The organism is Streptomyces aureus, assembly GCF_001418135.1.
Taxonomy (GTDB): domain Bacteria; phylum Actinomycetota; class Actinomycetes; order Streptomycetales; family Streptomycetaceae; genus Streptomyces; species Streptomyces aureus_A.
On sequence record NZ_LIPQ01000083.1, the window covers coordinates 1 to 23497 of the forward strand.

General features: G+C 72.9%; 19 protein-coding genes. 9 read left to right on the forward strand and 10 right to left on the reverse strand.

Annotated features, from left to right (window positions below):
• The 3 genes from AOK00_RS08870 to AOK00_RS08880 form a co-directional block, all read right to left on the reverse strand.
• Positions 1 to 1438, reverse strand: a 1438-nt coding sequence (locus tag AOK00_RS08870; protein WP_159041711.1) for an AAA family ATPase, incomplete at its 3' end; no start/stop codon positions are given.
• Positions 1435 to 2613, reverse strand: coding sequence for an exonuclease SbcCD subunit D (locus AOK00_RS08875; RefSeq protein ID WP_055599760.1), 1179 nt, complete (start codon positions 2611 to 2613; stop codon positions 1435 to 1437). The genes AOK00_RS08875 and AOK00_RS08870, both read right to left, overlap by 4 nt.
• Before the next feature lie 346 nt (positions 2614 to 2959).
• The gene (locus AOK00_RS08880; protein ID WP_055599761.1) at positions 2960 to 3808 is read right to left on the reverse strand and encodes a caspase family protein; all 849 of its coding nucleotides are present in this window, start codon (positions 3806 to 3808) and stop codon (positions 2960 to 2962) included.
• A gap of 226 nt (positions 3809 to 4034) precedes the next feature.
• On the opposite strand from AOK00_RS08880, the gene AOK00_RS08885 reads away from it, so the two are divergent.
• The 3 genes from AOK00_RS08885 to AOK00_RS08895 all read left to right on the forward strand — a co-directional run bounded on the left by AOK00_RS08885 (position 4035) and on the right by AOK00_RS08895 (position 10857).
• Positions 4035 to 4898, forward strand: a complete 864-nt coding sequence (locus tag AOK00_RS08885) for a DNA/RNA non-specific endonuclease (protein WP_055599762.1) — start codon at positions 4035 to 4037, stop codon at positions 4896 to 4898.
• Between the two features lie 445 nt (positions 4899 to 5343).
• Positions 5344 to 9708: an AAA family ATPase gene (locus tag AOK00_RS41130; RefSeq protein ID WP_055599763.1), complete on the forward strand. Its 4365-nt coding sequence runs from the start codon at positions 5344 to 5346 to the stop codon at positions 9706 to 9708.
• 6 nt (positions 9709 to 9714) lie between these two features.
• Positions 9715 to 10857, forward strand: a complete 1143-nt coding sequence (locus AOK00_RS08895) for a trypsin-like peptidase domain-containing protein (RefSeq protein WP_055599764.1) — start codon at positions 9715 to 9717, stop codon at positions 10855 to 10857.
• A gap of 22 nt (positions 10858 to 10879) precedes the next feature.
• Here AOK00_RS08895 and AOK00_RS08900 read toward each other — a convergent pair whose 3' ends face one another.
• Together AOK00_RS08900 and AOK00_RS08905 are read right to left on the reverse strand one after the other, a co-directional pair.
• On the reverse strand, positions 10880 to 11506 hold the full coding sequence (locus AOK00_RS08900; RefSeq protein WP_055599765.1) for a YigZ family protein: 627 nt from the start codon (positions 11504 to 11506) through the stop codon (positions 10880 to 10882).
• Positions 11507 to 11561: 55 nt separating this feature from the next.
• Complete coding sequence (locus AOK00_RS08905; RefSeq protein WP_254047288.1) at positions 11562 to 13073, reverse strand: PucR family transcriptional regulator; 1512 nt, start codon at positions 13071 to 13073, stop codon at positions 11562 to 11564.
• A 186-nt stretch (positions 13074 to 13259) separates the two neighbouring features.
• On the opposite strand from AOK00_RS08905, the gene AOK00_RS08910 reads away from it, so the two are divergent.
• The 3 genes from AOK00_RS08910 (at position 13260) to AOK00_RS08920 (ending at position 16819) form a co-directional block, all read left to right on the forward strand.
• Positions 13260 to 14759, forward strand: a complete 1500-nt coding sequence (locus AOK00_RS08910) for a long-chain-fatty-acid--CoA ligase (RefSeq protein WP_055599766.1) — start codon at positions 13260 to 13262, stop codon at positions 14757 to 14759.
• A 31-nt stretch (positions 14760 to 14790) separates the two neighbouring features.
• Complete coding sequence (locus tag AOK00_RS08915; RefSeq protein ID WP_055599767.1) at positions 14791 to 16299, forward strand: carboxylesterase/lipase family protein; 1509 nt, start codon at positions 14791 to 14793, stop codon at positions 16297 to 16299.
• A 79-nt stretch (positions 16300 to 16378) separates the two neighbouring features.
• Complete coding sequence (locus AOK00_RS08920; RefSeq protein ID WP_055599768.1) at positions 16379 to 16819, forward strand: CoA-binding protein; 441 nt, start codon at positions 16379 to 16381, stop codon at positions 16817 to 16819.
• A 24-nt stretch (positions 16820 to 16843) separates the two neighbouring features.
• On the opposite strand, the gene AOK00_RS08925 is transcribed toward AOK00_RS08920, so the two are convergent.
• Both AOK00_RS08925 and AOK00_RS08930 read right to left on the reverse strand, forming a co-directional pair.
• Positions 16844 to 17407, reverse strand: coding sequence for a YbaK/EbsC family protein (locus AOK00_RS08925; protein WP_055599769.1), 564 nt, complete (start codon positions 17405 to 17407; stop codon positions 16844 to 16846).
• Positions 17408 to 17527: 120 nt separating this feature from the next.
• Positions 17528 to 18100, reverse strand: a complete 573-nt coding sequence (locus AOK00_RS08930) for a helix-turn-helix domain-containing protein (protein WP_055599770.1) — start codon at positions 18098 to 18100, stop codon at positions 17528 to 17530.
• Positions 18101 to 18204: 104 nt separating this feature from the next.
• Here AOK00_RS08930 and AOK00_RS08935 point away from each other — a divergent pair, with 104 nt between their 5' ends.
• Positions 18205 to 19068 carry a DMT family transporter gene (locus tag AOK00_RS08935; protein ID WP_055599771.1) on the forward strand — a complete coding sequence of 288 codons (864 nt, stop codon included), beginning with the start codon at positions 18205 to 18207 and terminating at the stop codon, positions 19066 to 19068.
• A gap of 19 nt (positions 19069 to 19087) precedes the next feature.
• On the opposite strand, the gene AOK00_RS08940 is transcribed toward AOK00_RS08935, so the two are convergent.
• A complete protein-coding gene (locus AOK00_RS08940; protein ID WP_055599777.1) occupies positions 19088 to 19834 on the reverse strand; it encodes an acyltransferase in 747 nt (248 codons plus the stop codon).
• A 131-nt stretch (positions 19835 to 19965) separates the two neighbouring features.
• Here AOK00_RS08940 and AOK00_RS08945 point away from each other — a divergent pair, with 131 nt between their 5' ends.
• Positions 19966 to 20493: a gamma carbonic anhydrase family protein gene (locus AOK00_RS08945; RefSeq protein ID WP_055599772.1), complete on the forward strand. Its 528-nt coding sequence runs from the start codon at positions 19966 to 19968 to the stop codon at positions 20491 to 20493.
• Positions 20494 to 20672: 179 nt separating this feature from the next.
• Here AOK00_RS08945 and AOK00_RS08950 read toward each other — a convergent pair whose 3' ends face one another.
• Complete coding sequence (locus AOK00_RS08950) at positions 20673 to 21326, reverse strand: DedA family protein (RefSeq protein WP_055599773.1); 654 nt, start codon at positions 21324 to 21326, stop codon at positions 20673 to 20675.
• A gap of 195 nt (positions 21327 to 21521) precedes the next feature.
• Positions 21522 to 21959 (reverse strand): DUF4442 domain-containing protein, encoded by a 438-nt coding sequence (locus tag AOK00_RS08955; protein WP_055599774.1) that lies wholly within the window; start codon positions 21957 to 21959, stop codon positions 21522 to 21524.
• Between the two features lie 120 nt (positions 21960 to 22079).
• On the opposite strand from AOK00_RS08955, the gene AOK00_RS08960 reads away from it, so the two are divergent.
• A complete protein-coding gene (locus tag AOK00_RS08960) occupies positions 22080 to 23252 on the forward strand; it encodes a hypothetical protein (RefSeq protein ID WP_055599775.1) in 1173 nt (390 codons plus the stop codon).
• The last annotated feature ends 245 nt before the right edge of the window (positions 23253 to 23497 follow it).

Sequence of the window (23497 nt, forward strand, 5' to 3'; positions counted from 1 at the left end):
CGAGGCGCGCCTCGGCCGCCCGGGTGTCCTCGGCCAGGGCGTCGCGGCGACGGGCCGCGTCGCGGCGGCGGCGGGCGGGTTCGAGGCGGCCGGCGAGGTGCTCGGCGCGGGCGGCGGCGTCGCGGGCGGCCTCCACGTGCTCGCTGAGCGCGGCGCGTCGCGGTTCCCAGCCGGCGAGCCAGTCGGCGGTGTCCCGGAGGACGTCGTCGTCGGCGCGTGCCTCGCGTGCGAGCGCGGCGCGTTCGTCGGCGATCGTGGCGGCGCGGCGCTCGGCGCGGCGGGCGGCCTCCAGGCCTCCGAGTTCCTCGCGCAGCCGGTGTTCGAGAGCTGAGAGGTGCTCAGCCCCGGCGTCGGCGAGGTCGGGGGGCAGCTGGGCGCGGGAGCGTGCGTGGGCGGCGTGCGCGGTGGTGTGCTCGCGCTCGGCGTCCTGGCGCAGGCCGAGCGCGGGGGCCACCCGGTCCGCCTTCAGGCTGCGGTCGAGGGCGGCCTGGAGACGGTCCCGCTCGGGCGCGTGGGCGGTGAGCCGCTCGTGCCGGAGCAGCGCGTCGGCGTGCCGGGCCTGGCGGGCGGCCAGGTCGTTCTCGGCGTCGAGCGCGGCGCGCGCCGCGCCCTGCCGGGCCTCGGCCGCGTCGAGCCGCACGCGCGCGATGTCGAGCGCCTCGCGGGCCTCCGTGCGGGCGACGGCGGCCCAGGTGAGGACGGCGTCGGCGACGCCGGGGTCGCCGGGCCGTCCGTCGACGGCGGTTCGGGCGACGGGGAGGCCTCCGGCGGCCTGGCCCATCCGGTGGGCGAGGGCGAGGATCCGCTCGTCGCCCTCCTCGATCTGCTGCTGCGCGGCGCGCCTCAGTTCGGCGAGGCGCTCCTCCACGGCGGCGAAGCGGCGGGTGTCGAAGAGCCGGCCGAGGAGCTTGCCGCGGGCCTCGGCGTCGGCGCGCAGGAAGCGGGCGAAGTCGCCCTGCGGGAGGAGCACGACCTGGCAGAACTGTTCGCGGCTCATGCCGACGAGCTGGGTGATCTCCTCCCCTATCTCCTGGTGGGAGCGGCTGAGGCCGTTCCACGCGCGAGTGGCGGGGTCGTACTCGCGCAGCCAGGTCTGGGCCTTCTCGGTGGTGAAGCCGCCGCCGCGCTTCTTGGGGCGCTGCTGGGCGGGGCGCCGGGTGATCTCCAGGCGCCGCTCCCCCACGGTCATTTCGAGGACGACCTCGGTGGAGGTGCCGACGGGGGCGTGGTCGCTGCGCAGCGTCGCGCCTGGGGTCTGCCGGACGCCGGGCACGCTCCCGTAGAGGGCGAAGCAGACGGCGTCGAGGACGGAGGTCTTGCCGGCGCCGGTCGGTCCGTGGAGGAGGAAGAGCCCGGCGGCGGAGAGGGCGTCGAAGTCGACGGTCTGCGTGCCGCCGAAGGGGCCGAACGCGGTGATCTCCAGTCGGTGCAGCCTCACCGGCCCACCTCACGCTCGGCCGTGTCGACCCGTACGTCGTCGAAGGCTCCGTAGAGGACCGTCCGCTCGGCGCCGTCGAGGGCCGAGCCGCCGCGCACATGGGCCACGAAGTCCTCCGCGATCTGCTGGTCGGTGCGGTCCCTGAGCCGCTGGGCGTAGGAGGCACCGGGGTCCTCGCCCGTCCGCTCGGGGTCGAACACCAGGTTCAGGGTGTGCGGGAAGCGTGCGGTGAGCCGGGCCATCGGCTCGGTGGGGCGCACCGGGTCGGTGAGCGTGGCCTCGACCCAGGACTGCTCGTGGCGCGCGTGGGCGGGGTCGGCGAGAAGGTCGTCGAGCCGTCCCCGGAGCCGGGCGAGGGGGCGCGGGACGGGGCAGTCGAGCCGCTCGGCGCCGATGGTCGCGCCGTCGGGAGTGCTCGGGCCCAGGTCGACGAGCCACATGGTCTTGCGGTGGTCGGCCTCGGAGAAGGAGTACGCGAGGGGGGAGCCGGAGTACCGGACGCGTGGGGTGACGGTCTGGCTGCCGTGGAGGTGGCCGAGGGCGACGTAGTCGACGCCGTCGAAGATCCCGGTGGGGACGGCGGCGACGCCGCCGACGGTGATGTCCCGCTCGCTGTCGCTGGGCGCGCCGCCCGCGACGAAGGCGTGGGCGAGGACGACGGAACGGGTGCCGGCGGGCCGGTCGGCGAGGTCGGCGCGGACCCGGTCCATGGCGGCGGCGAGAACGGCCTCGTGCCCGGCCTTCTCCGCGCCGAGCCGTTCCCGGACGAGGGCCGGTTCGAGGTAGGGCAGTCCGTAGAGCGCGACCTCGCCGTGGGTGTCGGTGAGGACGACGGGGGTGCCGATGCCGGCCGGGTCGGTACGGAGATGGATGCCGGCGCGTTCCATGAGTCCGGCGCCGACGCCGAGGCGGCGGGCGGAGTCGTGGTTGCCGGAGATCATGACCGTGGGCACGCCGGCCTCGGCGAGACGGTGCAGCGCGGTGTCGAACAGTTCGACGGCGGGCAGCGGCGGCACGGCCCGGTCGTAGACGTCACCGGCGACGAGGACGGCGTCGACCTCATACGCGTGGACGGTCGCCACGAGGTGGTCGAGGAAGGCGGCCTGTGCGTCGAGGAGGCCGACGCGGTGGAAGGACCGGCCGAGATGCCAGTCGGAGGTGTGCAGAAGCCTCACTCGACCCGCCCCGAAGCTCCGACCTGCACTTTTCCCGCTCCTCCACCTCCGAACCAGCACGGAACCAGCGCGGGCCCCGTGGTCAGCACCCACCACGCTAACGCCAGTCGGCACCTGATCCGTCACGGACCTTCAGTCTGCCACCGGCGTCCGGGGTCGGGTGACCACGGATGTCGGCGGAGATCCGGATCGTGGAGTGTCCCCGGTGCGAGTCCCATGCCTCACTGTCGTGACGAGCGTTGCATGAGACAGCCGTCACAACTGTCGTGACGAGCGTTGCATGAGACAGCCGTCACACCGAGCCGTACCCCCTGTCCCACACCGGGCCGGTCCCGTCGCCGCCTGCTCAGACCGTGAAGGGCTTCTGACCGAGGAAACTCTCCGCCGGCTGCCCTGTCACGTAGAAGTTGGGGCTCTGGATGGCGGGCATGCGGCGCTGGATCTCGCGGTGGAAGGAGCGGTAGCCGCCCTCGAACGCTCCGTCGTTCCAGACCTTGAGCAGGCGCGCCGTGAACAGGCCGTTGACGTCTCCGTCAGAGGCGAGCTGATTGTCCTGACAGGCCGAGATGAGGAGGGCGTCGGGATCACCCGCCCCGTTCCGCGCGTTCCTCAGCTCGCGCTGCAGCCCGGCGTAGAACTCCCGGTCACGGGCGAAGACCTGCTGCTGCTTGAAGACCGGCATCAGCCGGGAGGCGGCCTCCACCTCGGCCGGGTCCCTGGTCTGGAACTGCGATTCGAGCGCCTCCGGGGTGAGCAGGCCCTGTACGGACTCGATGCCGCTGCCGCTGTTGCAGCAGTCGAGCAGCGCGACGATGCGCACCCCCTCGGGCATCCGGCGGAGCTCCGAGAAGAGCTCGTCGTCGAGGAACATGCGGTCGTAGAACACCAGGGTCTCGTCGAGCATGTCCGGTTCGTCCCCGGTGGTGTCGTCCACCTGGGCGCCGTGGCCCGAGTACGTGAAGAGCAGGATGTCTCCCGCGGTCAGCCGGCCGGCCGCGTCACGCAGGGCGGCGGTGATGTTCTCGACGGTTCCTTCGGGGGTCAGGATCACCGTCTCGCCGAAACCGTTGGCGCGGGCGATGGCCGCCATGTCCCGCGCGTCGTTCTCGCATGCGTTCAGCTGGCCGTCCCAGCCGTCGTACTTGGCGGGGTCGACCGAGTTGAGTCCGATGTGGATGGACAGGCCAGTGGGCATGAGGGGTCTCCTTGGGCACGGCGGCGCAGGGCGCCGGGTCGCGGATGTCACGGGGAGTCACCTCAAGCGTTCCGTGGCCGGACCCCGGCTGAACCATGAGTGCGCCTGCGCCCCCCGTTCGGGCGCCCTCCGGCGGCCTTGAGGGGCTTTCCCGAGCGCGGCCTCTGTTCGAGTGGCTTGGCGGCCGACACCGTGAGTGATCGCCGCAGCGCGGTACTTCCATCCTATGAACACTTCACCTGAGACCGCGGCTTCGCGCGGTCCGCTGGACGATCGCACCGGCTACGACGAGGCCTTCCTGGGCGAGGTCGTGCCCTTGCCCGTGCCCGGCAACGGCATCCCGACGATCGTTCTGCCGTACACCCACTTCACGGTGGTCCACCGCCCCGACCGCCGGTTCGCGGCCTCCACCGCCGTCTGCATCGACGGCTCGAAGCTCGTGGAGAACGTGGACCGGCAGGACGACTGGAACCTCGACCCGCGAATCCCGGCGGACCAGCAGGCCGGCCAGGCGATCTACGCCGACAACGACCTGGACAGGGGACATCTGGTGCGCCGGCTGGACCCTGTGTGGGGCACGGTCGACAAGGCCAACAAGGCCAACGCCGACACCTTCCACTTCACCAACGCGGCCCCGCAGCAGAACACGTTCAACCAGGGCAAGAAGCTGTGGCTGGGGCTGGAGAACTTCCTCCTCGACCACGCGGCCAAGTTCGACCGGAAGCTGAGCGTGTTCACCGGCCCGGTGCTGCACGACTCCGACCCGCCCTACCGCGGTATCCAGGTACCGCTGCGGTTCTGGAAGGTGGCGGCCTTCATGCAGGACGGCAACCTCGCGTCCACGGCGTACATCCTCGACCAGAGCCCCGACCTCAGCCGGGCCCGCGAGCGGGCCATGGCGGGGGCCAAGGCCGGCCCGCCGCCGCTGGGCCCCTTCCGTACGTTCCAGGTGCCGGTGGCGGACATCGCCGAGGTGACCGGCCTCGACCTCGGCCCGCTCCCCGACGTGGACCTGATGCCTCCGGTCCGCGCCCCCGGCGACCGCTGGCACCGTCTGGAGAGCTACGACGACATCATGTTCCGGAACTGATCGCGGAGCCCGCGGTCGTCCACGGCCACGGGTGCAAGATCCGCGGGGTACCACTCCAGTCCCAGCGGGACCAGGGGCTGTTCGGCCCGGACATGGGCCGCGGCTCCCTCATGGCGGACTGGGCCCGTCCGGCACTCCGACCCGCTGCGCGGACCCGCGGGGCGCCCGACGGAGGGCGGGCCGGGCCGCATCGAAGGCCGCCCGGCCCCGGGGAGGAGTCCGTGGCCGAGGGCGGCGGAGCGGCTCACGGGCCGGCCGCGGGCCGGGCCCGACCACCTCCGGCGTACCGAGGTGCTGCGCGAGGAGCAGCGCCCGGTGCCGGTCCGACACCGGACCCGGTTCGAGCCCTGTTCAGCCGCCTTGCGACGGAACAGACCGAGTGATTCCATGAAATGTGTCAGCCGGTCCTCTCCCCGCCCTCGACGGGCGGCCGGGTAGGTGCGGAATGCCGCTCACCGAACCCCAGTGGGACATCGTCACCGAATGGGTGGGGTCGTATCTCCTCGACAACATCGACCCACACGCTGCCCTCCGAGCCATCGGATTTGATGAAGCATTCATCAAATCCGTCTCGCTCACCGGAAAATCGGGCGAGAACGCGGTCGGGGTCGTCACAGCGATCACCCGGAGGAAACCGAAGGTCCGTCTCCAGTTCCGGCTGGTCGACGGCCTGATCCGCCAGACCCAGGTGGGCGTCCTCGGTGACACCGCGCCCCTGGCCACCGAGTTCCGGGACGTCCTGCAGAAGGACCTGGAGCACAACAGCTCCGAGGAGAGCCACTACCGCAGCACCGTGCTCGAAGGAGGCGCCGAGGTCTTCATCGACCGCGCGGAACTCCGCCAGAGCGCGCGGAGACTCGTCGACGATCCGAGAAGAATGGTGCTGCTGGTCGACGGCGCACCGAACAGCGGACGCTCGTACACCTTCTCCTATATCCGGCACCTCTCACACCACTGCGAATTCACCCCGGTGCGGGTGGTGCTCTCCCGTACGTCCACGGCCGCCGAGGTGCTCCAGCAGCTGGCCACCTGGATCGCCCCGGAAACGAACGATCCCCGCAACGGGCTCGCGACGTTGAACGCAACACAGTTGAACTGTCCACAGGCCAGGCTCCAGAACGACGCGAACAGCGTGGTGCGCTGGGCGACCGCCTCGGAAGAGCGGTTCTGGCTGGTCTTCGACGAATGCGACCAGCTGGACGTGAACTCCGACGTCTGGGACTGCATCGGGATGATCGCGCGTGCCATCTACGGCAATGCCCGCCCGGAATCCGCACCCCGTCTGGTGCTGCTCGGCCACTCCCCCTCAATGCCCCACCTCCCGCACGAAATACGCAACTACCAGTGCTGGGACACCGCGCGGGTGCTGGAGGAGGAGGATCTGCGGAGATTCTTCAACGAGTTGTTCACCGGGTCCCCGGAGCCGCCCGGCCCGTCCCCGGACGTCGAGGGTGTGGCCGCGCTCGTGGACGCGGTCGTGTCCGAGGTCCTGCGGGCCGCCCGGGGCCCGGGGGAGGACAGCTACATGCGGCGGATCTGCACGGCGGCGGAGGCGGCCGTACGTGTCCATCAATCCCTCGACTCCGACGAGGAGTTCATTCCCCGGCTACGCGCGGAACTGCAGGCAGAGCACGCTGAACAAGCCCCACCCGTATCGGAGTTGCGACAGGCCTACCGCGAGGCGGCCTGTCTGCTGTCCCACTTCGACCCGGAACGGCTGCGGCTGGCGGGCGAGACCGCACCCAGCGGGAACGCCGCGCTGGAACTGGACGACGACTGCCTGAGGGTCGGCACGGCCGATCATCCCCTCTGGGTGCTGAAGCCCGAGGTGCGCGAGGCGACGCTGCGCGGGCTCTCGGGCCCCGAGGCCGCTCTCCGCGCACTGGCCGCGAACCTCTCCCAGGAGGCCGTAGAGGCCGTCCTCCTGGGCACGAAGGAAAGGGAACTCCGGCTCCGCCGGACCCACTTCAGTCCACCGCCGGCCGGGTCGGCCGCCCGGCCGGACAGCCACCTCACGGAGACCCGGTCCCTCGCCTACCTCGTGGGCAGCCCGCCGCCCCTGGAGGGACAGAACACCACCGAGCTCACCGACACCCTGCAGGCCGTGCTGTGGCTCTCGCAGGTGCCCGGAACGACCGGCCTCCCCGATCCCGATGACGTGCAGCAGCTGATGGAACGGGCCCGGCTGCTCCAGCCCCTGGAGCTGCTTCTCCGCGGCCCCGTCCACGGGCGGACCGCGGAACTGAACGAGCTGCGTGCCTACGTCGGACTGGCAGTCGAGGAACCGCACCGCGGGCCGGTGGATCCGGGCCAGGTGGAACCGGACGGGCCGGTGGATCCGGGCCAGGTGGAACCGGACGGGCAGGTGGCGGCCGGGAGGCCGCCCGCGAGGCCGAAGACGCCCATCGCGCCGGGGGACCTCGTCCCCGCACGCGCCCTGCCCCAAGCGCCCCCGCTGCTGGTTCACGGCCTCGCCGGCATCGGCAAGAGCACCCTGCTCGCGAAGTTCCTGCTGGACAGCCTGCGCGACCACCGGCACGGTTTCCCCTTCGCGTACGTCGACTTCGACCGCCCGACCATCTCCATCAACGAGCCGGCCACCCTGATCGCGGAGCTCGCCCGGCAGTTCGGCGTCCAGTTCCCGCACCACCGGGACGCCTTCGACGCGCTCGCCCGGGAGTGCGAGGAGACGGTCGGTGCCCTGCGCGAAGAGGAGGAGGAGATACAGGAGCTGTACGGGCTGTCCGCCACCCGCTCGACCCTCGGACGGTCCTCGTCCGCCGAGTTCCACGCGCAGTCGAGTGCCCGGGAGACGGAACTCGCACGGCGGGTCGCCGCCCTGGTCGTCGAGGCGGTGGCCGTCCCCGCGGGCGAACCCGGCCCACCCCTGGTGATCCTGGTGGACTCCTTCGAGGATGCCCAGTACCGCGGATCCCCGATGGTCGGCCGGATGTGGGCCGTCTGGGCCGCGCTGCAGGAGGTGTACCCGCGGCTGCGGTTCATCGTCTCCGGGAGCGCGTCGGTCCCGCACCCGGGCCGCCTGGCCGAGCTGAGGACCATGGAACTGCGCGAGCTGGAGCCGGAGGCGGCCGTGGCGCTCCTCGTCTTCAACGGGGTCGAGGACGAGACCGTGGCCCGGGCCCTCGTGGAGCGGGTGGGCGGCCATCCACTCAGCCTGAAGCTGGCCGCGCGGGCCGCCCTCCTCGCGGGCGACGAAGCCGGGGCGACGGGCGGGCTGATCGAGCAGCTCCCCGACCGGCGCCGCGGCCTCCACCGCGCAGTCGACCAGATGCTGGTCCAGGGAATCCTGTACGACCGCATCCTGCGTCACATCGTCGACGACGAGGTGCGCCGGCTGGCCGAGGCGGCGCTGGCCCTGCGCACCATCACCCCTGAACTGATCCAGGACGTGCTCGCCGAGGCCTGCGAGATCGAGGTCGCGGGCCCGGAGCACGCTCGCCACCTGTTCCGCCTGCTGTCCCGGCTCGACCTCGTGGAGGCGGCCGGGCCCGGGGCCGTCCGCCACCGGGCGGACCTGCGCGCCATCATGCTGCGCCTCGCCGACCGGAACGAGATCCAGCTGACGAAGGCGGTCGACCGGCTTGCGGTGACGTACTACCGGCAGCTTGTGGGTCTTGAGGCCCGCGCCGAGGAGATCTACCACCGGCTGCGGCGCAACGAGAGCCCGCGGGAGGTCGAGAAGCGCTGGCTGCCCGGAGTCGAACGCTTCCTGGCCGGGGCGGGCAAGGACATGGCGCCCCGGGCGGCCGCCTTCCTCGCCGCGCGCATGGGCGGGCACATCCCGGAGACGGACCTGGCCGAGGCCGATCAGGAGGACTGGGAGAGGCTCGCGGCACGCGAGGTCGAGGACCTGCTGGCCCAGGGCTTCGTCGACGCGGCCGCCGTCCGGCTGTCCGAGCGTCGTCCGTGGACGCCGGGCAGCCGGCTGCACCCGCTGCTGGTGGAGACCCTGGCCCGGCAGGGGCGCCTCAAGGAGGCCCGCGCCGAGGCGGAGGCCGCCGTGGACCGGGCCGAGGAGGGGAGCCAGCCCGAGCTGCAGTTGGAGCTGCTGCCGCTGGCCGCACGTCTGGCCGAGGAGGAGGGCGACATCCACGAAGCCGAGTTCGCCCTCGACGAGGCCGAGGACGTGGCCACCCGGATCGGCCGCGACTTCGAGGCGATGGGCGCGCGGCTCGCTCGTGCCAGGCTCACCGCCGCATCGCCCGAGGCGGACACGGAGGCCGGCGCGAAGCTGGCCCGACAGCTGCGTTCCATGCCCGCCGAACAGCTGAACCGGAACTCCACGCTCGTTCGCCTGGCCGCCGCCCAGGTGTGCAAGCAGGACCCGAAGGCACTGGAGCACACCCTGGAGGTGGTGGGTCTGCCCGCGTCCGAGGACGCCGTACCCGACACCCTCGCCGACGCCATCCGGCGAGCGGCCGCCGACCAGCCGCAGCTGCACCAGCCGTTGCGGACGATCCTGGAGAGCGCCGCCGGTCCGCCGGAACGCGGGGAGGCGGCTGCCACGCCGCCGGCGGATGCGCCGCCCACCGGGACGGCCGGAATCCTGCGGGAGGCCCAGCGGCACGGCACCCTCGACGAGCTGGCCCGGCGGCTGCTGCAGGTCAAGGACCAGAGCGGGGAGCTGCTCTCCGGGGTGGCCGCCGCGATGGGCGCGAGCACCCCCGTGCCCGGACCGGCAGCGGGCCGCTCCGTCCGGCCCGTGGAAACCCCGGGCGGTGGCGCCGTGCGGGACACCGGGCCGACGTCCCCTCCACCTCTCGAAGGGAACGGCCCGCAAGCGGCCTGATCATCCATGAGCGCGACACCGTATCTGCCGACCGAACAGATCTTCGAGATCGCGGACGCCGCCATGGAGGCCGACCTGGCCGACCAGCGGCGGCTGCTCTTCATCGGCATCACGCCGCAGTACAGGAACTTTCTGCCCAGCGCCTCCGGCCCCTACCAGCAGATGCTCTCCGACCTGAGCGCGATGAACCAGGTGGAACGGCTGGTCGACACCACCGTCCCCCTGCAGCAGTGGCTGGAGAACGCCCGCAGGCTGACCCGGGCGGCGACCACGCTCGCCGTCTTCGACCACGCCCTGGACATGGTGATCCGAAAGGCGACGGGTGAGCCGGATGTCGCCCCCGTGGTCTTCACCGGAGAGACCAAGGAGGAGATCATCTTCCGGGACGACACGGTTCCGTTCCTCTTCATGCAGGGCGGCGACGCGGCCGGCCGCGCCGTGGCCCGGATCAAGGTCCCCCCGTACCAGGGAGGCGCCCCGCAGCCCCAGGCCTTTCCCCACGCGGGCACCGGCTGGCTGATCGCCCCGAGACTGCTCGTCACCAACCACCACGTGGTGACCGCCCGGTCCCGCACCGGCCCGGAGCGGATGGTGGTGGACCCCGCGGACCTGCAGCTGCAGGCACAGAACTCCACGTGCCGCTTCGACTACCTGGACGACGAATCCGGGACCGAGGAGGTGTCCGGCGGCGCCCTGCTCGCCTCGGACGAGGCGCTCGACTACGCGGTCCTGCGGCTCGCGGACGGCCGGGCGTCTCCGGAGACCGTCCTGCGGGTGGCCACCGAACCGCTGAAGGTGGCCAAGGACCAGCCGGTGGCGGTCAACGTCATCCAGCACCCGGGCGGTGCGCCCAAACGGATCGGCCTGCGCAACAACCTCGTCTACGAAGCGGACGACCGGGACCTGCGCTACTTCACCGACACCCGCGCCGGTTCCTCGGGCTCCCCCGTCCTCACCGACGACTGGACCGTGGTCGCGCTGCACCGCGGCGCCCGCCGGGTCGAAGACGTCAGCTTCCAGGGCAAGAACACGGCGTTCGTGAACGTCGGCACCCAGGTGAGCAGCGTCCTGCGCCATCTGCGGCAGAACAGCCCCGAGGTGCACGCGGAGATCACGGCGGCACAGGCGGCGCTCGCCGGACAGGGGTGACCGGCCCGTCACGCTCCACGCGTCACACCTCCCCGTACGCCTCCCCGCCGAGTTCGAAGGAGGCCGTGCCCGCCGTGGCGTCCGCGAGCCAGGCGCGGAAGGCGGGGACGTCCGCGTCCGGGAGGCCGATCTCGATCGTGACGGCGTCGGTGTAGCGCACGTCACGGACGGCGCGCCCGGTCGCCCGCAGGTCGTTCTCCAGTCTGCCCGCGCGCTGGTGGTCGACGGTGACGGTGGCGAGCCGGAAGCGCTGCCGGGTCACCGTGCCGAGCGCGTCGAGGGCCTCGCCGACCACCCCGCCGTACGCGCGGATGAGGCCACCCGCGCCGAGCTTCACGCCGCCGTAGTAGCGGGTGACGACGGCGACGACGTACCGCATCTCGCGGCGCAGGAGCATCTGCAGCATCGGGACACCGGCCGTGCCGCCCGGCTCGCCGTCGTCGCTCGCCTTCTGGACGGACGCGTCGGCGCCGAGGACGTACGCGAAGCAGTTGTGGCTGGCGGTCGGGTGCTCCTTGCGGATCCGCGCGACGAACTCCTGCGCCTCCCGCTCGTCGGCGACGGGCGCGAGCGCGCAGAGGAAGCGCGAACGGTTGATCTCGGTCTCGTGCACACCCTCGCGGGCCGGCGTGACGTACTGCTCCTGCATCCGGCCAGCCTACGTTCCGTGGTCGCCGCCCTCTCCGGCGGTCGCGGCGGCCGCGCTACGTCGCCTCCGGCTCGCGCTCCCCGGCGGCCGGTTCGGGCGGGGTCGCGAGGCCGGCGTACGGCAGGGCGCGCAGGGCGAGGGCCCAGCCGAGCCGGGCCTCGCCCGACTCGCTGGAACGGCCGGTGAGCTCGGAGATGCGGCCGATGCGGTTGAGGACGGTGTTGCGGTGGCAGTAGAGCTGGTCGGCGGCCCGCGAGGCCGAACAGCCGTGGTCGAGCCAGGCGCGCAGGGTGGTGAGGAGCGCGGCCCGCTCGCCGCCGGTGGCGAGCACCGGGCCGAGGTGGACGGTCACGATCCGCTCGGCGATGTCGGTACGCCCGCTGAGGAGCACCTGGGCGAGCCGGTCGTCGAAGACGCCGACCTCGCCGCTGCCGGCGGGCAGGGTGCGGAGGGTCTGCTCGGCGAGTCGCAGGGCCCGCCCCGCCTGGGAGAGGCGGTCGAACTCCGGCGAGACACCGGCGGTCGCCCCGGTCCGCTCGCGCAGGGCCGCGAGGAGCGCGCGCGTGGCCGGGTCGGCGCCGCCGGGCGGGGCGCCCGCCGCGGCCCGCCCGGCGGGCGCGTCGCGCCGGGGCAGCCGGACGATCCCGGCGTACCGGCCGGAGCGGGGCCGCCAGTACGACCACATGCCCTGGGCCTCCAGGACCGGCGAGGGGTGCGGCGGGGCGGCCGGGTCCTGGGCGGCGACCACGACGACGTACCGGTCGACCGGGGGGACGCCGAGCGCGGCCGCGGCGGCGGAGGCGACGGCCGGGTCGTCGGCGCGCCCGTCGAGCAGCGCCTCGAAGAGGGCGACGCGCCGGGTGTCCTGGCGGCTCTGGAGTTCCAGCTGGGCGATCCGGTACGCGTCGGCCATGGCGACCGAGTAGCGGTCGATGGTCTCCCAGACGCCGCTCGCCATGTCGAGCTCGACGTCCCGGCTGTCGGAGTCCCGCCCGGCCCGGATCCGGAGGTACTCGGCCATGACCTGCCACAGGACCCGGCCGCCGCGCCGGTAGGCCTGCAGCACGGTGTCGAGCGGCACGCCCTGTTCGGCGCGGCGGCGGCCGGTCTCGCGGGCCGCCCACTCGAAGTCGCCGCCGGTCGCGGCGAGCCCGCCGAAGTCCTCCAGGGCGCGCAGCAGGTTGTCACGGCAGATCTCCCAGAGGTCCTCGCGGGTGACGGGCGCGCCCGAGGCGTACGTGCCGGAGTGGGCGCGGATGTCGTCGACGGCGCGGTCGGTGAGCCGGTCGATGTCGGCGAGCATCGCCGTGGCGAGCGCGCGTCGTAGCGCGCCGGAGCCACCGGAGCCGCTCAGAGGCGTGTGGAATCCACCGGGGCGCGTGCCGGAGCCCGTCGGGCCGGTGTGGGAGCCGGAACCGGAGCCGGTCGGGGGCGTGGGGAACCCGCCGGGCCGGGCGCCCGAGCCGGGCGCGGGCGCGCCGGGGCCGCCCGTGCGCGCCGGGGTGGTGCGGCTTCCGCCGGGGCGCGACCCCGGGGGCTCTCCGGGTGCGGCCGAGCTGTGCGTCATGGCTCGCACGGTAGCGCCGGGATTTGGCGAATGCCACGGGCCGGGCGGGACGGCGGGGCCGCTGCCCAGCTCGGCGGACCACATGGTGGGCACCTGCACATGGCGTCCGGACGGGGTCGCGGCGGATTCTGTGCCGTGTCACCGATCGTCAACAGAGCTGTTGACTCCGCGTACCTGGAGCGTGCCATGTCACTGAGCGTCGCCGGCGTCCTCGGCGAGTCCGCCCGCCACTTCCCCGACCGGATCGCGGTCGTGGAGGGCGCGACCCGGCTCACCTACGGCGAGCTGTGGACGGAGGCGCTGCGCTGCGCCGCCGGGCTGCGCGAGGCCGGGGTGAGGCCGGGCGACCGGCTGGCCGTACTGCTGCCGAACACGATCGAGTTCCTGCGGGTGTACTACGGCGCGCTCGCCGCGGGCGCGACGGTCGTCCCGGTGCACGCGCTGCTCGTCGCCAACGAGGTGCGCTACGTCCTGGAGCACAGCGACGCGGTGGGCATCGTCAGTGGCGGGCCGCTCTGGGCGGTCGCCGACGAGGCGGCGCGCGCCGCCGGCGTACGCGCCTTCCAGGGGGCGCCCTCGACGGCGCGGCCGCTGGCCGCCGCCGAGCCGGCGGACCCCTCGGACACCGCGGTGATCCTCTACACGAGCGGCACGACGGGCCGCCCGAAGGGGGCCCTGCTCACCCATCTCAACATCGTCATGAACGCCTCGGTGACCTCGCAGGACCTGCTCGGGCTCGGCGCGGGCGACGTGGTCCTCGGCTGTCTGCCCCTCTTCCACAGCTACGGCCAGACCTGCGCGATGAACGGGACGCTCCGGCAGGGCGCGACGCTCGTGCTGATGCCCCGGTTCAGCGGCCCGGCCGCCCTGCGGGTGCTGGCCGACGAGGGCGTGACGGTGTTCATGGGCGTACCGACGATGTACCACGCCCTGGTGGAGGCGGCGGCCGGTTCCGACGTACGGCCGGAGGCCCTGCGCGCCGCCGTGTCGGGAGGGGCCGCGCTGCCGGTCGCCGTCCTGGAGCGCTTCGAGGAGACCTTCCGTACGCAGGTCCTCGAGGGGTACGGCCTGACGGAGACCTCGCCGGTCGCGACCTTCAACCAGCCGCACATCGGCCGCCGTCCCGGCACGGTCGGGCACGCCGTCCGGGGTGTCGAGGTGGGCATCGCGGACGCGGCCGTGGACGGGGAGATCCTGCTGCTCCCGGACGGCGGGATCGGTGAGGTCGTGGTGCGCGGTCACAACGTGTTCGCCGGCTACCTGGACGACCCGGAGGCGACCGCGGCGGCGGTCGTGGACGGCTGGTTCCGCACGGGCGACCTGGGCGTACGGGACGAGGACGGGTTCCTGCGGATCGTGGACCGGAAGAAGGACCTGGTCATCCGCGGCGGCTTCAACATCTACCCGCGCGAGGTCGAGGAGGTGCTCGTGCGCCACCCCGCGGTCTCGGAGGTCGCGGTGATCGGCGTCCCCGACGACGCGAAGGGCGAGGAGGTCTGCGCGGTGGTGGTGCGCCGCGCGGGCGCTGCCCCGCTCTCCGAGGACGAGCTGGTCGACTGGTCGCGGGAGCGGCTCGGCCGCCACAAGTACCCCCGGATCGTGCGTTTCGTCGAGGAGCTGCCGCTGGGCCCGACGGGCAAGATCCTGAAGCGCGCGCTGACGGCCCCGGCCGGGCCGCGGGCCTGATACTCCGACGTTCCGAGGAAGGGTGGCATCGATGGTGGCGCGCGGACCCGAGGTCCTGACCCGGTACGGAGCCCTGCGCGGCTCGGCGGAGGACGGGGTGGCCCGCTTCCTGGGCGTGCCGTACGCGCAGGCCCCGGTGGGCCCGCTGCGGTTCCGGGCGCCGGAGCCGGTCGAGCCCTGGGACGGGGTGCGGGAGGCCACGGCCTTCGGCGCGACGGCGCCGAAACGCCCGTACGCCCCACCGCTCGACGCCCTGCTCCCCGACCCCGACGTCGCGGGCGACGACTGCCTCAACCTGAATGTGTGGGCCCCCTGGGACGACCCTCACGGCGCCGACGGCACCGAGCGGGGTCCCGGTGAGGGCGGCCGCCCGGTGATGGTCTGGATCCACGGCGGTTCACTCGTCCACGGCTCCTCGGCGGTCCCCGTCTACGACGGCACCGCCTTCGCCCGGGACGGAGTCGTCCTCGTCTCGGTCAACTACCGGCTGGGAATCGAGGGGTTCGGCGTCTTCCCCGACGCCCCCGGCAACCTCGGCCTGCGCGATCAGATCGCGGCGCTGACCTGGGTGCGGGACAGCATCGCGGACTTCGGCGGGGACCCGGAGCGGGTGACGGTCTTCGGCGAGTCGGCAGGCGCGATCTCGATCGCCGCGCTGCTCGCCTCGCCGCTCGCGAAGGGGCTGTTCCGCCGTGCGGTGGTGCAGAGCGGGGCGCCGGTCGCCCAGCCGCTCGACAGGGCGCGCCGGACCACGGAGGCGGTGGCGGCCCGGCTGAAGGTGCCGGCCACGGCGGAGGCCTTCGCGCGCGTGGACCGGGATCGGCTGCTCGCGGCGCAGACGGAGGTGACCGGCAAGGGGTCGCCGCTGGCCGGCGGGCACTCCTTCCAGATCGTCGTGGACGGTGAGGTGGTGCCGCGTGATCCGGCGGAGGCACTCGCGGACGGGGCCTCGGCCGAGGTGGATCTGCTGATGGGCACGACCACGGAGGAGTACCGGCTGTGGTTCGTGCCGAGCGGGGTCACGGACCGGGTGGGCCCCGTGGTCCAGCGGCTCCTGCTGTGGAGGACGAAGGTGCCGTCCCGGACGGCCCGGGTGTACCGCGCGAGCCGTCCGCGGGAGAAGCCGGGCGAGATCCTGGGCGCGCTGGCCACGGACAAGCTGCTGAGGATCCCGCTGAACGCCCTCGCTGACGCCCGGCTCCGCTCCGGCGGTCGCGCGGGGACGGACGCTCCCGCGGGGACGTATCTGTACGAGTTCGGCTGGCGCTCCCCCGTGCTCGGTCTGGGCGCGTGTCACGCGCTGGAACTCGGCTTCGTCTTCGACACGCTCGACCTGCCGGAGACCCGCGCCCTGACGGGCCCGGACGCGCCCCGCGATCTGGCGGCGGCGATGCACGCGGCCTGGGTGTCCTTCGCGGCGACGGGCGACCCGGGCTGGCGCCGGTGGGATCCGGCCCGTCCGGTGATGACCTTCGGTCCGGGCCTCCCTTCCCTGGTCGAGGCCCCGCGTGAGGCCGAACGGCGTGCCTGGGACGCCTGAGGCCGATGGCGGGAATCAGGACAGGTGGTGGCCGGTTGACGAGGCAGACGGGCCACCCCGAAGAGAGGCAGCGAGCGCGATGAGCGTCGAGAACACGACCGCCGAACCGACCGGCTACTCCGCGGAGGAGACCGTACGGCGGATCCTCACGTCCACCGGCGACACCTGGGCGGTGGTCGGCCTCTCCACGAACACGCGGCGGGCCGCGTACGGCGTGGCGGCCGTCCTCCAGCGCTTCGGGAAGCGGATCGTCCCGGTCCATCCGAAGGCGGAGACCGTCCACGGTGAGCGGGGGTACGCGACCCTCGCCGACGTCCCGTTCCCCGTCGATGTCGTCGATGTCTTCGTCAACAGCAAGCAGGCGGGCGGGATCGCCGACGAGGCGGTCGCGATCGGTGCGAAGGCGGTCTGGTTCCAGCTGGACGTGATCGACGAGTCCGCCTTCGCCCGCACGCGCGAGGCGGGCCTGGACATGGTCATGGACCGCTGCCCCGCGATCGAGATCCCCCGCCTGGGTTGAGGCTCCGGGGCCCTTCGGGGGGCCTCAGGCGACGGGGACGCCGAGCCCCTCCAGGACGACGGCGCCCGGGAGTTGGGCGAAGGCCTTCCCGGGCAGGATCAGCTTGCCACGCCTGCGGCCGCTGCCGACCAGGACCCACTCGCTGTCCACCACGGCCGCGTCCACGAGCAGGGGCCAGTCGGCCGGGAGGCCGATGGGGGTGATGCCGCCGTACTCCATGCCGGTCTCGCCGGTCGCGGTGTCCATCGGCGCGAACGAGGCCTTGCGGGCGCCGAGATGCTTGCGTACGACCCCGTTGACGTCGACCCGTGTCGCCGACTTCACGACACACGCGGCCAGGGTCGCCGTCTCGCCGCGCTTGCCCGCGACGACGACGCAGTTCGCGGACTCGTCGAGCAGCGCGGGGCCGTAGTGCTCGACGAAGACCGCGGTGTCGGCGATGGCCGGGTCGGTGTCCACGTACAGCAGCCGATCGGCCGGGACGGGCCCGGTCCAGGCCCGGACGGCGGCGGCGACGGGGCCGGTCAGCAGGTCCAGGCAGTCGGGGGCGGGCCGGGCGTCGTCGAAACTTCCGATGGGTGCGCGCATACGCCTCACGCTAACAACGACCGCCCGGGGCGCGGCCGCTCGTCTCGGCGTACGAGCGGATCGGGGGTAGGAGCGGTCGCGGTACGACTCGGGGGTACGGGCGGACGGCCTCCGGGCGGTTCAGCGCACGGGCGGGATGGAGACGGCCATCGTCATCTCGGCCGGCTCGTCGCCGTCGTTGCGGTACTCGTGCCCCGTGTTGGCCTCGAAGACGGCGGAGGTGCCGGCCGGCATGCGGTGTTCCTCCCCGTCGACCACCAGGGTGAGGACTCCCGCGGTGACGCTGAGGAGTTCGACCGTCCCGTCGGGGTGCGGGTCGGAGGCGCTGCCGTCGCCCGGCATGAGGGTCCAGGACCACAGCTCCAGGGGGCCGCGGGCCTCGGTGCCGACGAGCAGGGTGGTGTGGCTGCCGGTGGAGGTGGACCACATGCGGACGGCCTGGTCCGGCGGGACGATCCGGACCTGGGGGCCCTGTTCGTAGTCGAGCAGCGTCGTGATGGAGACGCCGAGCGCGTCGGCGAGCTTCACGGTGGTGCCGACGCTGGGGTTCGTCCGGGCCTGCTCGATCTGGATGATCATGCCGCGGCTGACGCCCGCCCGTGCGGCCAGGGCGTCCAGGGTGAGTCCCCGCTCCTTGCGCCAGCGCTTCAGGTTCCGGGCGAGCGACTGCGTGAGCTGATCGAGGTCCGACACATTCCGTCCAATATTTTGGATGACAGAGTTCAATGCACTGAACTACGGTGGGGTGCACCCGATTGTTCACTGCACTGTACTGCCGTCCGTGACTGCGAGGACTCATGACCGCCCTGTTCGCCCTGGCCACCAGCCTGCTGTGGGGCCTCGCCGACTTCGGCGGCGGGCTCCTGACGCGCCGCATCCCCGCCCTCACGGTCGTCGTGGTCTCCCAGCTGCTCGCGGTCGTCGTCCTCGGCACCGTCGTCCTCGCGACCGGCGCGTGGACCGAGGCGGGACCCCAGCTCTGGTACGCGGTCGGCGCGGGCGTCGTCGGCCCGGCGGCCATGCTCGCCTTCTACAAGGCGCTCGCGCTCGGCCCGATGGGCGTGGTCTCGCCCCTCGGTTCCCTCGGCGTCGTCGTGCCCGTCTCGGTCGGCCTGCTCGTCGGCGACCGGCCGGGGCTCGTCCAGTTCGCCGGGATCGGCGTGGCGATCCTCGGTGTGGTCCTCGCCGGCGGACCGGAGCTGCGCGGAGCACCCGTACAGCGCCAGGCGGTCCTGCTCACCCTGGTCGCGGCCTTCGGCTTCGGCTCGGTGATGGCGCTGATCGCCGAGGCCTCCACGACGGTCACCGGACTCTTCCTGGCCCTCTTCGTCCAGCGCGTCACCAACGTCCTGGTGGGCGGCGGAGCCCTCTACGCCTCGGTGAGGCGCGGCGGCAGGGCCCTGCCCGAGGGCGGCCCGCAGGTGATCCGCGCGGCCCTCCCGGCCCTCGCGTTCGTCGGCCTCGCCGACGTCGCCGCGAACGGTACGTACGCGATCGCCGCGCAGCAGGGCCCGGTCACGGTCGCCGCCGTCCTCGCCAGCCTCTACCCGGTGGTCACGGCCCTCGCGGCCTACGGCGTCCTGAAGGAACGCCTCCGCGCGGTCCAGGCGGCGGGCGCGGGCCTCGCCCTGGTGGGCACGGTCCTGCTGGCGACGGGCTGAGAGCCGTACGCCGGGGACCCTAGCGTGCCTGTTCGACCTCCCACGCAGCGAGCGCCGCGAGTTGTTCCGAGGTCACGTGGTCGGGGATCGGGACCGGGGCCGGGGTCCGCAGCGGGGGCTGCCAGCCCTTCTCCTTGTCCCAGCTGCGGACGACCTTGGCCGGGGCGCCCGCGACCACCGAGTGGTCGGGCACCTCACCGCGTACCACCGCGCCCGCGGCGACGACCACGTTCCGGCCGAGGCGGGCACCGGGAAGGATCACGGAGCCCGTGCCGAGCCAGCAGCCGGGGCCGATCACGACGGGCTCCGAGCGGGGCCACTGCCGGCCGACCGGCTCGTCCGGGTCGTCGTAACTGTGATTGGTCGAGGTGATGTAGACGTACGGACCGCAGTACGTGTCCGAGCCGATGGTCACCTTCGCGTCCGCGATCACGTGGCTGCCCCGGCCGAGCACGACGCCGTCGCCGAGCGTCAGCACCGTGTCCGTCCCGAGGTCGAGGCCCGGCAGCATCCCGGCGGTCAGCGTGACCTGCTCGGCGACGATGCAGCACTCGCCGATCTCGATCCACCGCTCACCGAAGACCGTGCCCTGCGGGAACGCGAGCCGGGTGCCCGCGCCGAGCCGGCGGAAACGCAGCTTCCCGGGGTGCTCCGCCGTGACGGATCCGGTCTCCTGCACCCAGCGCCAGCCGCCCTGCACGGCACGGTTGAGCATCCGGCGCCGCCAGGCGGCAAGGGATGAGAACGTGTTTCTGTTCCTGGGCACCCGGACACCGTAGTCGGCACCGTCGTGCCTGATCACCGCAGTGCGCTGTGATGTCCGTCATGGGCACGGCATAGGCTGCCGCCGGGGGCACCCCCGGGCGTGACATGACGGCTGACGATCAGGAGCGAACCATGACAGAGGCGTTGATCAAGGGTGTGGGCGGCAAGGAGCCGCAGATCGACCCGACCGCCTTCACCGCCCCGACCTCCGTCGTGCTCGGCGAGGTGACGCTCGGTGCCCGCGCCAGCGTCTGGTACCACGCGGTACTGCGCGCGGACTGCGGCCCCATCGCGATCGGCGAGGACTCCAACATCCAGGACAACTGCACGGTCCACGTCGACCCCGGCTTCCCCGTGTCGATCGGTGACCGCGTGACCGTCGGCCACAACGCGACCGTGCACGGCTGTGCCATCGAGGACGACGTGCTCGTCGGCATGGGCGCGACCGTCCTCAACGGTGCGCGGATCGGTGCCGGTTCGCTGATCGCCGCGCAGGCGCTCGTCCCCCAGGGGATGGAGATCCCGCCGGGCTCGCTCGTCGCGGGCGTCCCCGCGAAGGTCCGCCGTCCGCTGACCGAGGAGGAGCAGGCCGGCATCCGGCTGAACGCCGAGATGTATCTGCACCTCGCCAAGGGCCACGCCGAGGCCTTCGGAGAGTGAGCCGTACGACGCTCGACGGATGAGGGCGGCCCGGACGACGCCCGACGGATGAGGGCGGTGCCCGGACGACGTCCGACGGATGAGGGCGGGCGTGCGCCGGACGACGTCCGGTGCGTGAGGGAGGGCGGCACCCGTCGACGGGTGCCGCCCTCCCTCACGTACGTCCTGGTGCGTCGGCCTCAGTCGGCGACCGCGACCGGTTCCCGCTCCGGGGCCTCGGCCTGCTCCGCCGCCGCCTTCTTGGCGCGGTTCTTGATGATCAGCATCGAGGCGACGCCGATCAGCACGGCGAGGACGAGTCCCAGCCACGAGAAGCGCTTGAGCCAGGCCTCCGCGACGATGCCGACCGAGTAGATGACGGCCGTCGTGCCGCCGGCCCACAGGATGCCGCCGAAGACGTTGGCGATCAGGAACTTCCAGTACGGCATGTGCAGGACGCCCGCGAGCGGCCCGGCGAAGATGCGGAGCAGCGCGATGAAGCGGCCGAAGAAGACCGCCCACATGCCCCACTTCTGGAAGGAGCGCTCGGCGAGCCCGATGTTGGCCTCGCTGAAATGCTTGGGGAACTTCTTCCCCAGCCAGGCGAGCAGCGGCCGTCCGCCCCTGCGGCCGATCGCGTAACCGATCGAGTCACCGATGATCGCGCCGGCGGTGGCGCAGGCGCCGAGGACGTACGGGTCGATGTCGCCGTGCTGCGAGGCGAGCAGCGCCGAGCTCACGAGCACGATCTCGCCGGGCAGCGGGATGCCCAGGCTCTCCAGCCCGATCACCACGCCGACGAGGACGTAGACCGCGACCGCGGGGATCGTCTCCAGCCACTCCTGGACGTGCAACGCGGCTTCCTCCCGTTTCGACTGCCCTGCCGCGCCCGGCCCCTGGTCGGGGGTCCCTGGCGCCGGCGTGCACCGCGGCGGGCACGCCGGGGCAGCCTACCCGGTCGGGGTGGACGGCCCGCGCCGCCGGCGGCCCGGAACGCGGCCGCCCCCGCACCCGGGAGGGGGTACGGGGGCGGTCCTCGGCGTCCCTGGTCAGGCGTTCGGGCGCAGGGTCCACACGACGGTCATCTCGCCGGTCACGGCGCCGTCCTCGCGGGTGATCTCGATCTTCACCGGGAACTCCGGCCGCTGCCCGGCGTCGAGTTCGGCGACGACCTCGGCGGCCGGGCGGCCCAGGGTGGCGGTGGCCGTGACGACGCCCATCGCGAGCTTCTTGTAGCCGATCTCGGCCCTGACGGCGAGCGGTACGGCGCGGCTCAGCTGGTCGCCGAACGCGGCGAGCACGATGGCGCCGCTGGCGGACTCGGCGAGCGTGAACATCGCTCCGGCGTGCGGGCCGCCGACGTGGTTGTGGTAGGCGGGCTGGTCCGGCAGGCGCACGACGGCGCGCTCGGCGGTGGTCTCCAGGAACTCCAGGTTCAGGGTTCCGGCCATGGGCACCGTGGCGGCGAGCATCTCGCCGACGGTCATCTGGTCTGCGCTCATGGCCGTGATGTTACCCACCAGTAGCAGCCTTGGCCATCCCCCACGCGCGCGCTGTGCGGGGGCGGGCGTGGTCGAGGCGCCCCCGCACCTCTATGGTTACTGGCCATGTGGCCAGGACAGCAGCCGCCCGGGGGCGAGCAGAACCCGCAGGACCAGAATCAGAACCCCTACCAGCAGTCGGGGTACCAGCAGCCGAACCCGTATCAGCAGCCGCCTGCCCAGCCCGGGTATCCGCAGCCGCCGACACAGCCCGGCCATCCGCAGCAGCCGCCGACGCAGCCCGGCTACCCGCAGCAGCCGCCCGCGCCGCCCGGTTATCCGCAGCAGGGATACGGCCAGCAGCCGGGCTACGGCCAGCCGAACCCGTACCAGCAGCCGACCGTTCCGCAGCAGTACGCGGTGCCGGGACCGGTGCAGCCCGGCGGGCCCGACGGCGGGAAGAAGAAGACGACACTCGTGGCGATCGTCGCCGCGACCGCCGTGGTCGTCGCGGCCGGTGTCACCGGCTTCCTCGTCCTCGGCAAGGACGACGACAAGAAGCCGCTCGCCGACGACCAGAAGCCGACCCCGACCGCCTCGGCGCCGGTGGACCCGTCCGCCGACCCGTCGACCATCCCCTCCACGGACCCGAGCGACACCCCGTCAGGGATCGCCAACCCGCGTGACGGCGCGGCCCAGCAGCCGACGATCCCCGGCTGGAAGGTCGTCTACAACCCGAAGTACGGCACCCTCTTCGACGTACCGCCGGAGTGGGAGGTGCTGAAGCCGGGCATGATCACCTTCTTCGAGGACGAGAAGAAGAACGACGGCAGCCCGCTCGTCACCATGTCGTCGCCGACGCGCCTCAAGGGCGAGTGGTGCACGTTCGACACCGACAAGAACGGCACCATGGAGACCTGGGGCCTGAGCACCGCCGGCACCAAGGGCGGCCAGGGCGCCAAGAACACCGCGGACGCCTCGCGCAGCGAAGCCGGCACATGGGTGTGGGGCGGCTACGCCCAGCACATGCCGCAGAGCACCATCAAGATCACCAAGCCGGTGCCGTACACGACGAAGTCGGGTCTCACCGGCCACATGGCGATGGCGACGGCCCCGGGCGTCAAGAAGCGCAACAAGTGCGAGTCGGACGGCAAGTCGATCGCCTTCACCTTCAAGAACACCAAGGGCGACTTCTCGACCTGGGTGCTCTACGGGGCGGACGGCGTCAAGGACGAGCTGCCGGACACCACCATCAAGCAGATCCTGTCCACGGTCCGGCTCGCGCCGGCGGAGTCCTGACCGGACCCGATGCGACGGGCCGACCCCGGTACGTGGCCCGTCCACGTGCCGGGGTCGGCCCGCGTCCGGACCGCCGCCCCCGCTCCCGGGGCACGCCGTCCGGCCCCGCCGTCCGCCTCCCGGTGCGCCCTGTCCTGACCGCCGCCCGACTCCCAGGGCACCCGTCCGGATATCGGGTTGGCATACGGGCGGCCCGCCAGGGATAGTCCCGGGGTGAACAGTCCCGCCGCCGCCCCCCACCGCGC

Coding starts and splice junctions, on each gene's coding strand:
- AOK00_RS08910 (WP_055599766.1), top strand. CDS start 13,260: ATGTCACTGAGCGTCGCCGGCGTCCTCGGCGAGTCCGCCCGCCACTTC.
- AOK00_RS08895 (WP_055599764.1), top strand. CDS start 9,715: ATGAGCGCGACACCGTATCTGCCGACCGAACAGATCTTCGAGATCGCG.
- AOK00_RS08925 (WP_055599769.1), bottom strand. CDS start 17,407: ATGCGCGCACCCATCGGAAGTTTCGACGACGCCCGGCCCGCCCCCGAC.
- AOK00_RS08900 (WP_055599765.1), bottom strand. CDS start 11,506: ATGCAGGAGCAGTACGTCACGCCGGCCCGCGAGGGTGTGCACGAGACC.
- AOK00_RS08905 (WP_254047288.1), bottom strand. CDS start 13,073: ATGACGCACAGCTCGGCCGCACCCGGAGAGCCCCCGGGGTCGCGCCCC.
- AOK00_RS08880 (WP_055599761.1), bottom strand. CDS start 3,808: ATGCCCACTGGCCTGTCCATCCACATCGGACTCAACTCGGTCGACCCC.
- AOK00_RS08955 (WP_055599774.1), bottom strand. CDS start 21,959: ATGACCGTCGGCGAGATGCTCGCCGCCACGGTGCCCATGGCCGGAACC.
- AOK00_RS41130 (WP_055599763.1), top strand. CDS start 5,344: ATGCCGCTCACCGAACCCCAGTGGGACATCGTCACCGAATGGGTGGGG.
- AOK00_RS08935 (WP_055599771.1), top strand. CDS start 18,205: ATGACCGCCCTGTTCGCCCTGGCCACCAGCCTGCTGTGGGGCCTCGCC.
- AOK00_RS08920 (WP_055599768.1), top strand. CDS start 16,379: ATGAGCGTCGAGAACACGACCGCCGAACCGACCGGCTACTCCGCGGAG.
- AOK00_RS08885 (WP_055599762.1), top strand. CDS start 4,035: ATGAACACTTCACCTGAGACCGCGGCTTCGCGCGGTCCGCTGGACGAT.
- AOK00_RS08945 (WP_055599772.1), top strand. CDS start 19,966: ATGACAGAGGCGTTGATCAAGGGTGTGGGCGGCAAGGAGCCGCAGATC.
- AOK00_RS08960 (WP_055599775.1), top strand. CDS start 22,080: ATGTGGCCAGGACAGCAGCCGCCCGGGGGCGAGCAGAACCCGCAGGAC.
- AOK00_RS08915 (WP_055599767.1), top strand. CDS start 14,791: ATGGTGGCGCGCGGACCCGAGGTCCTGACCCGGTACGGAGCCCTGCGC.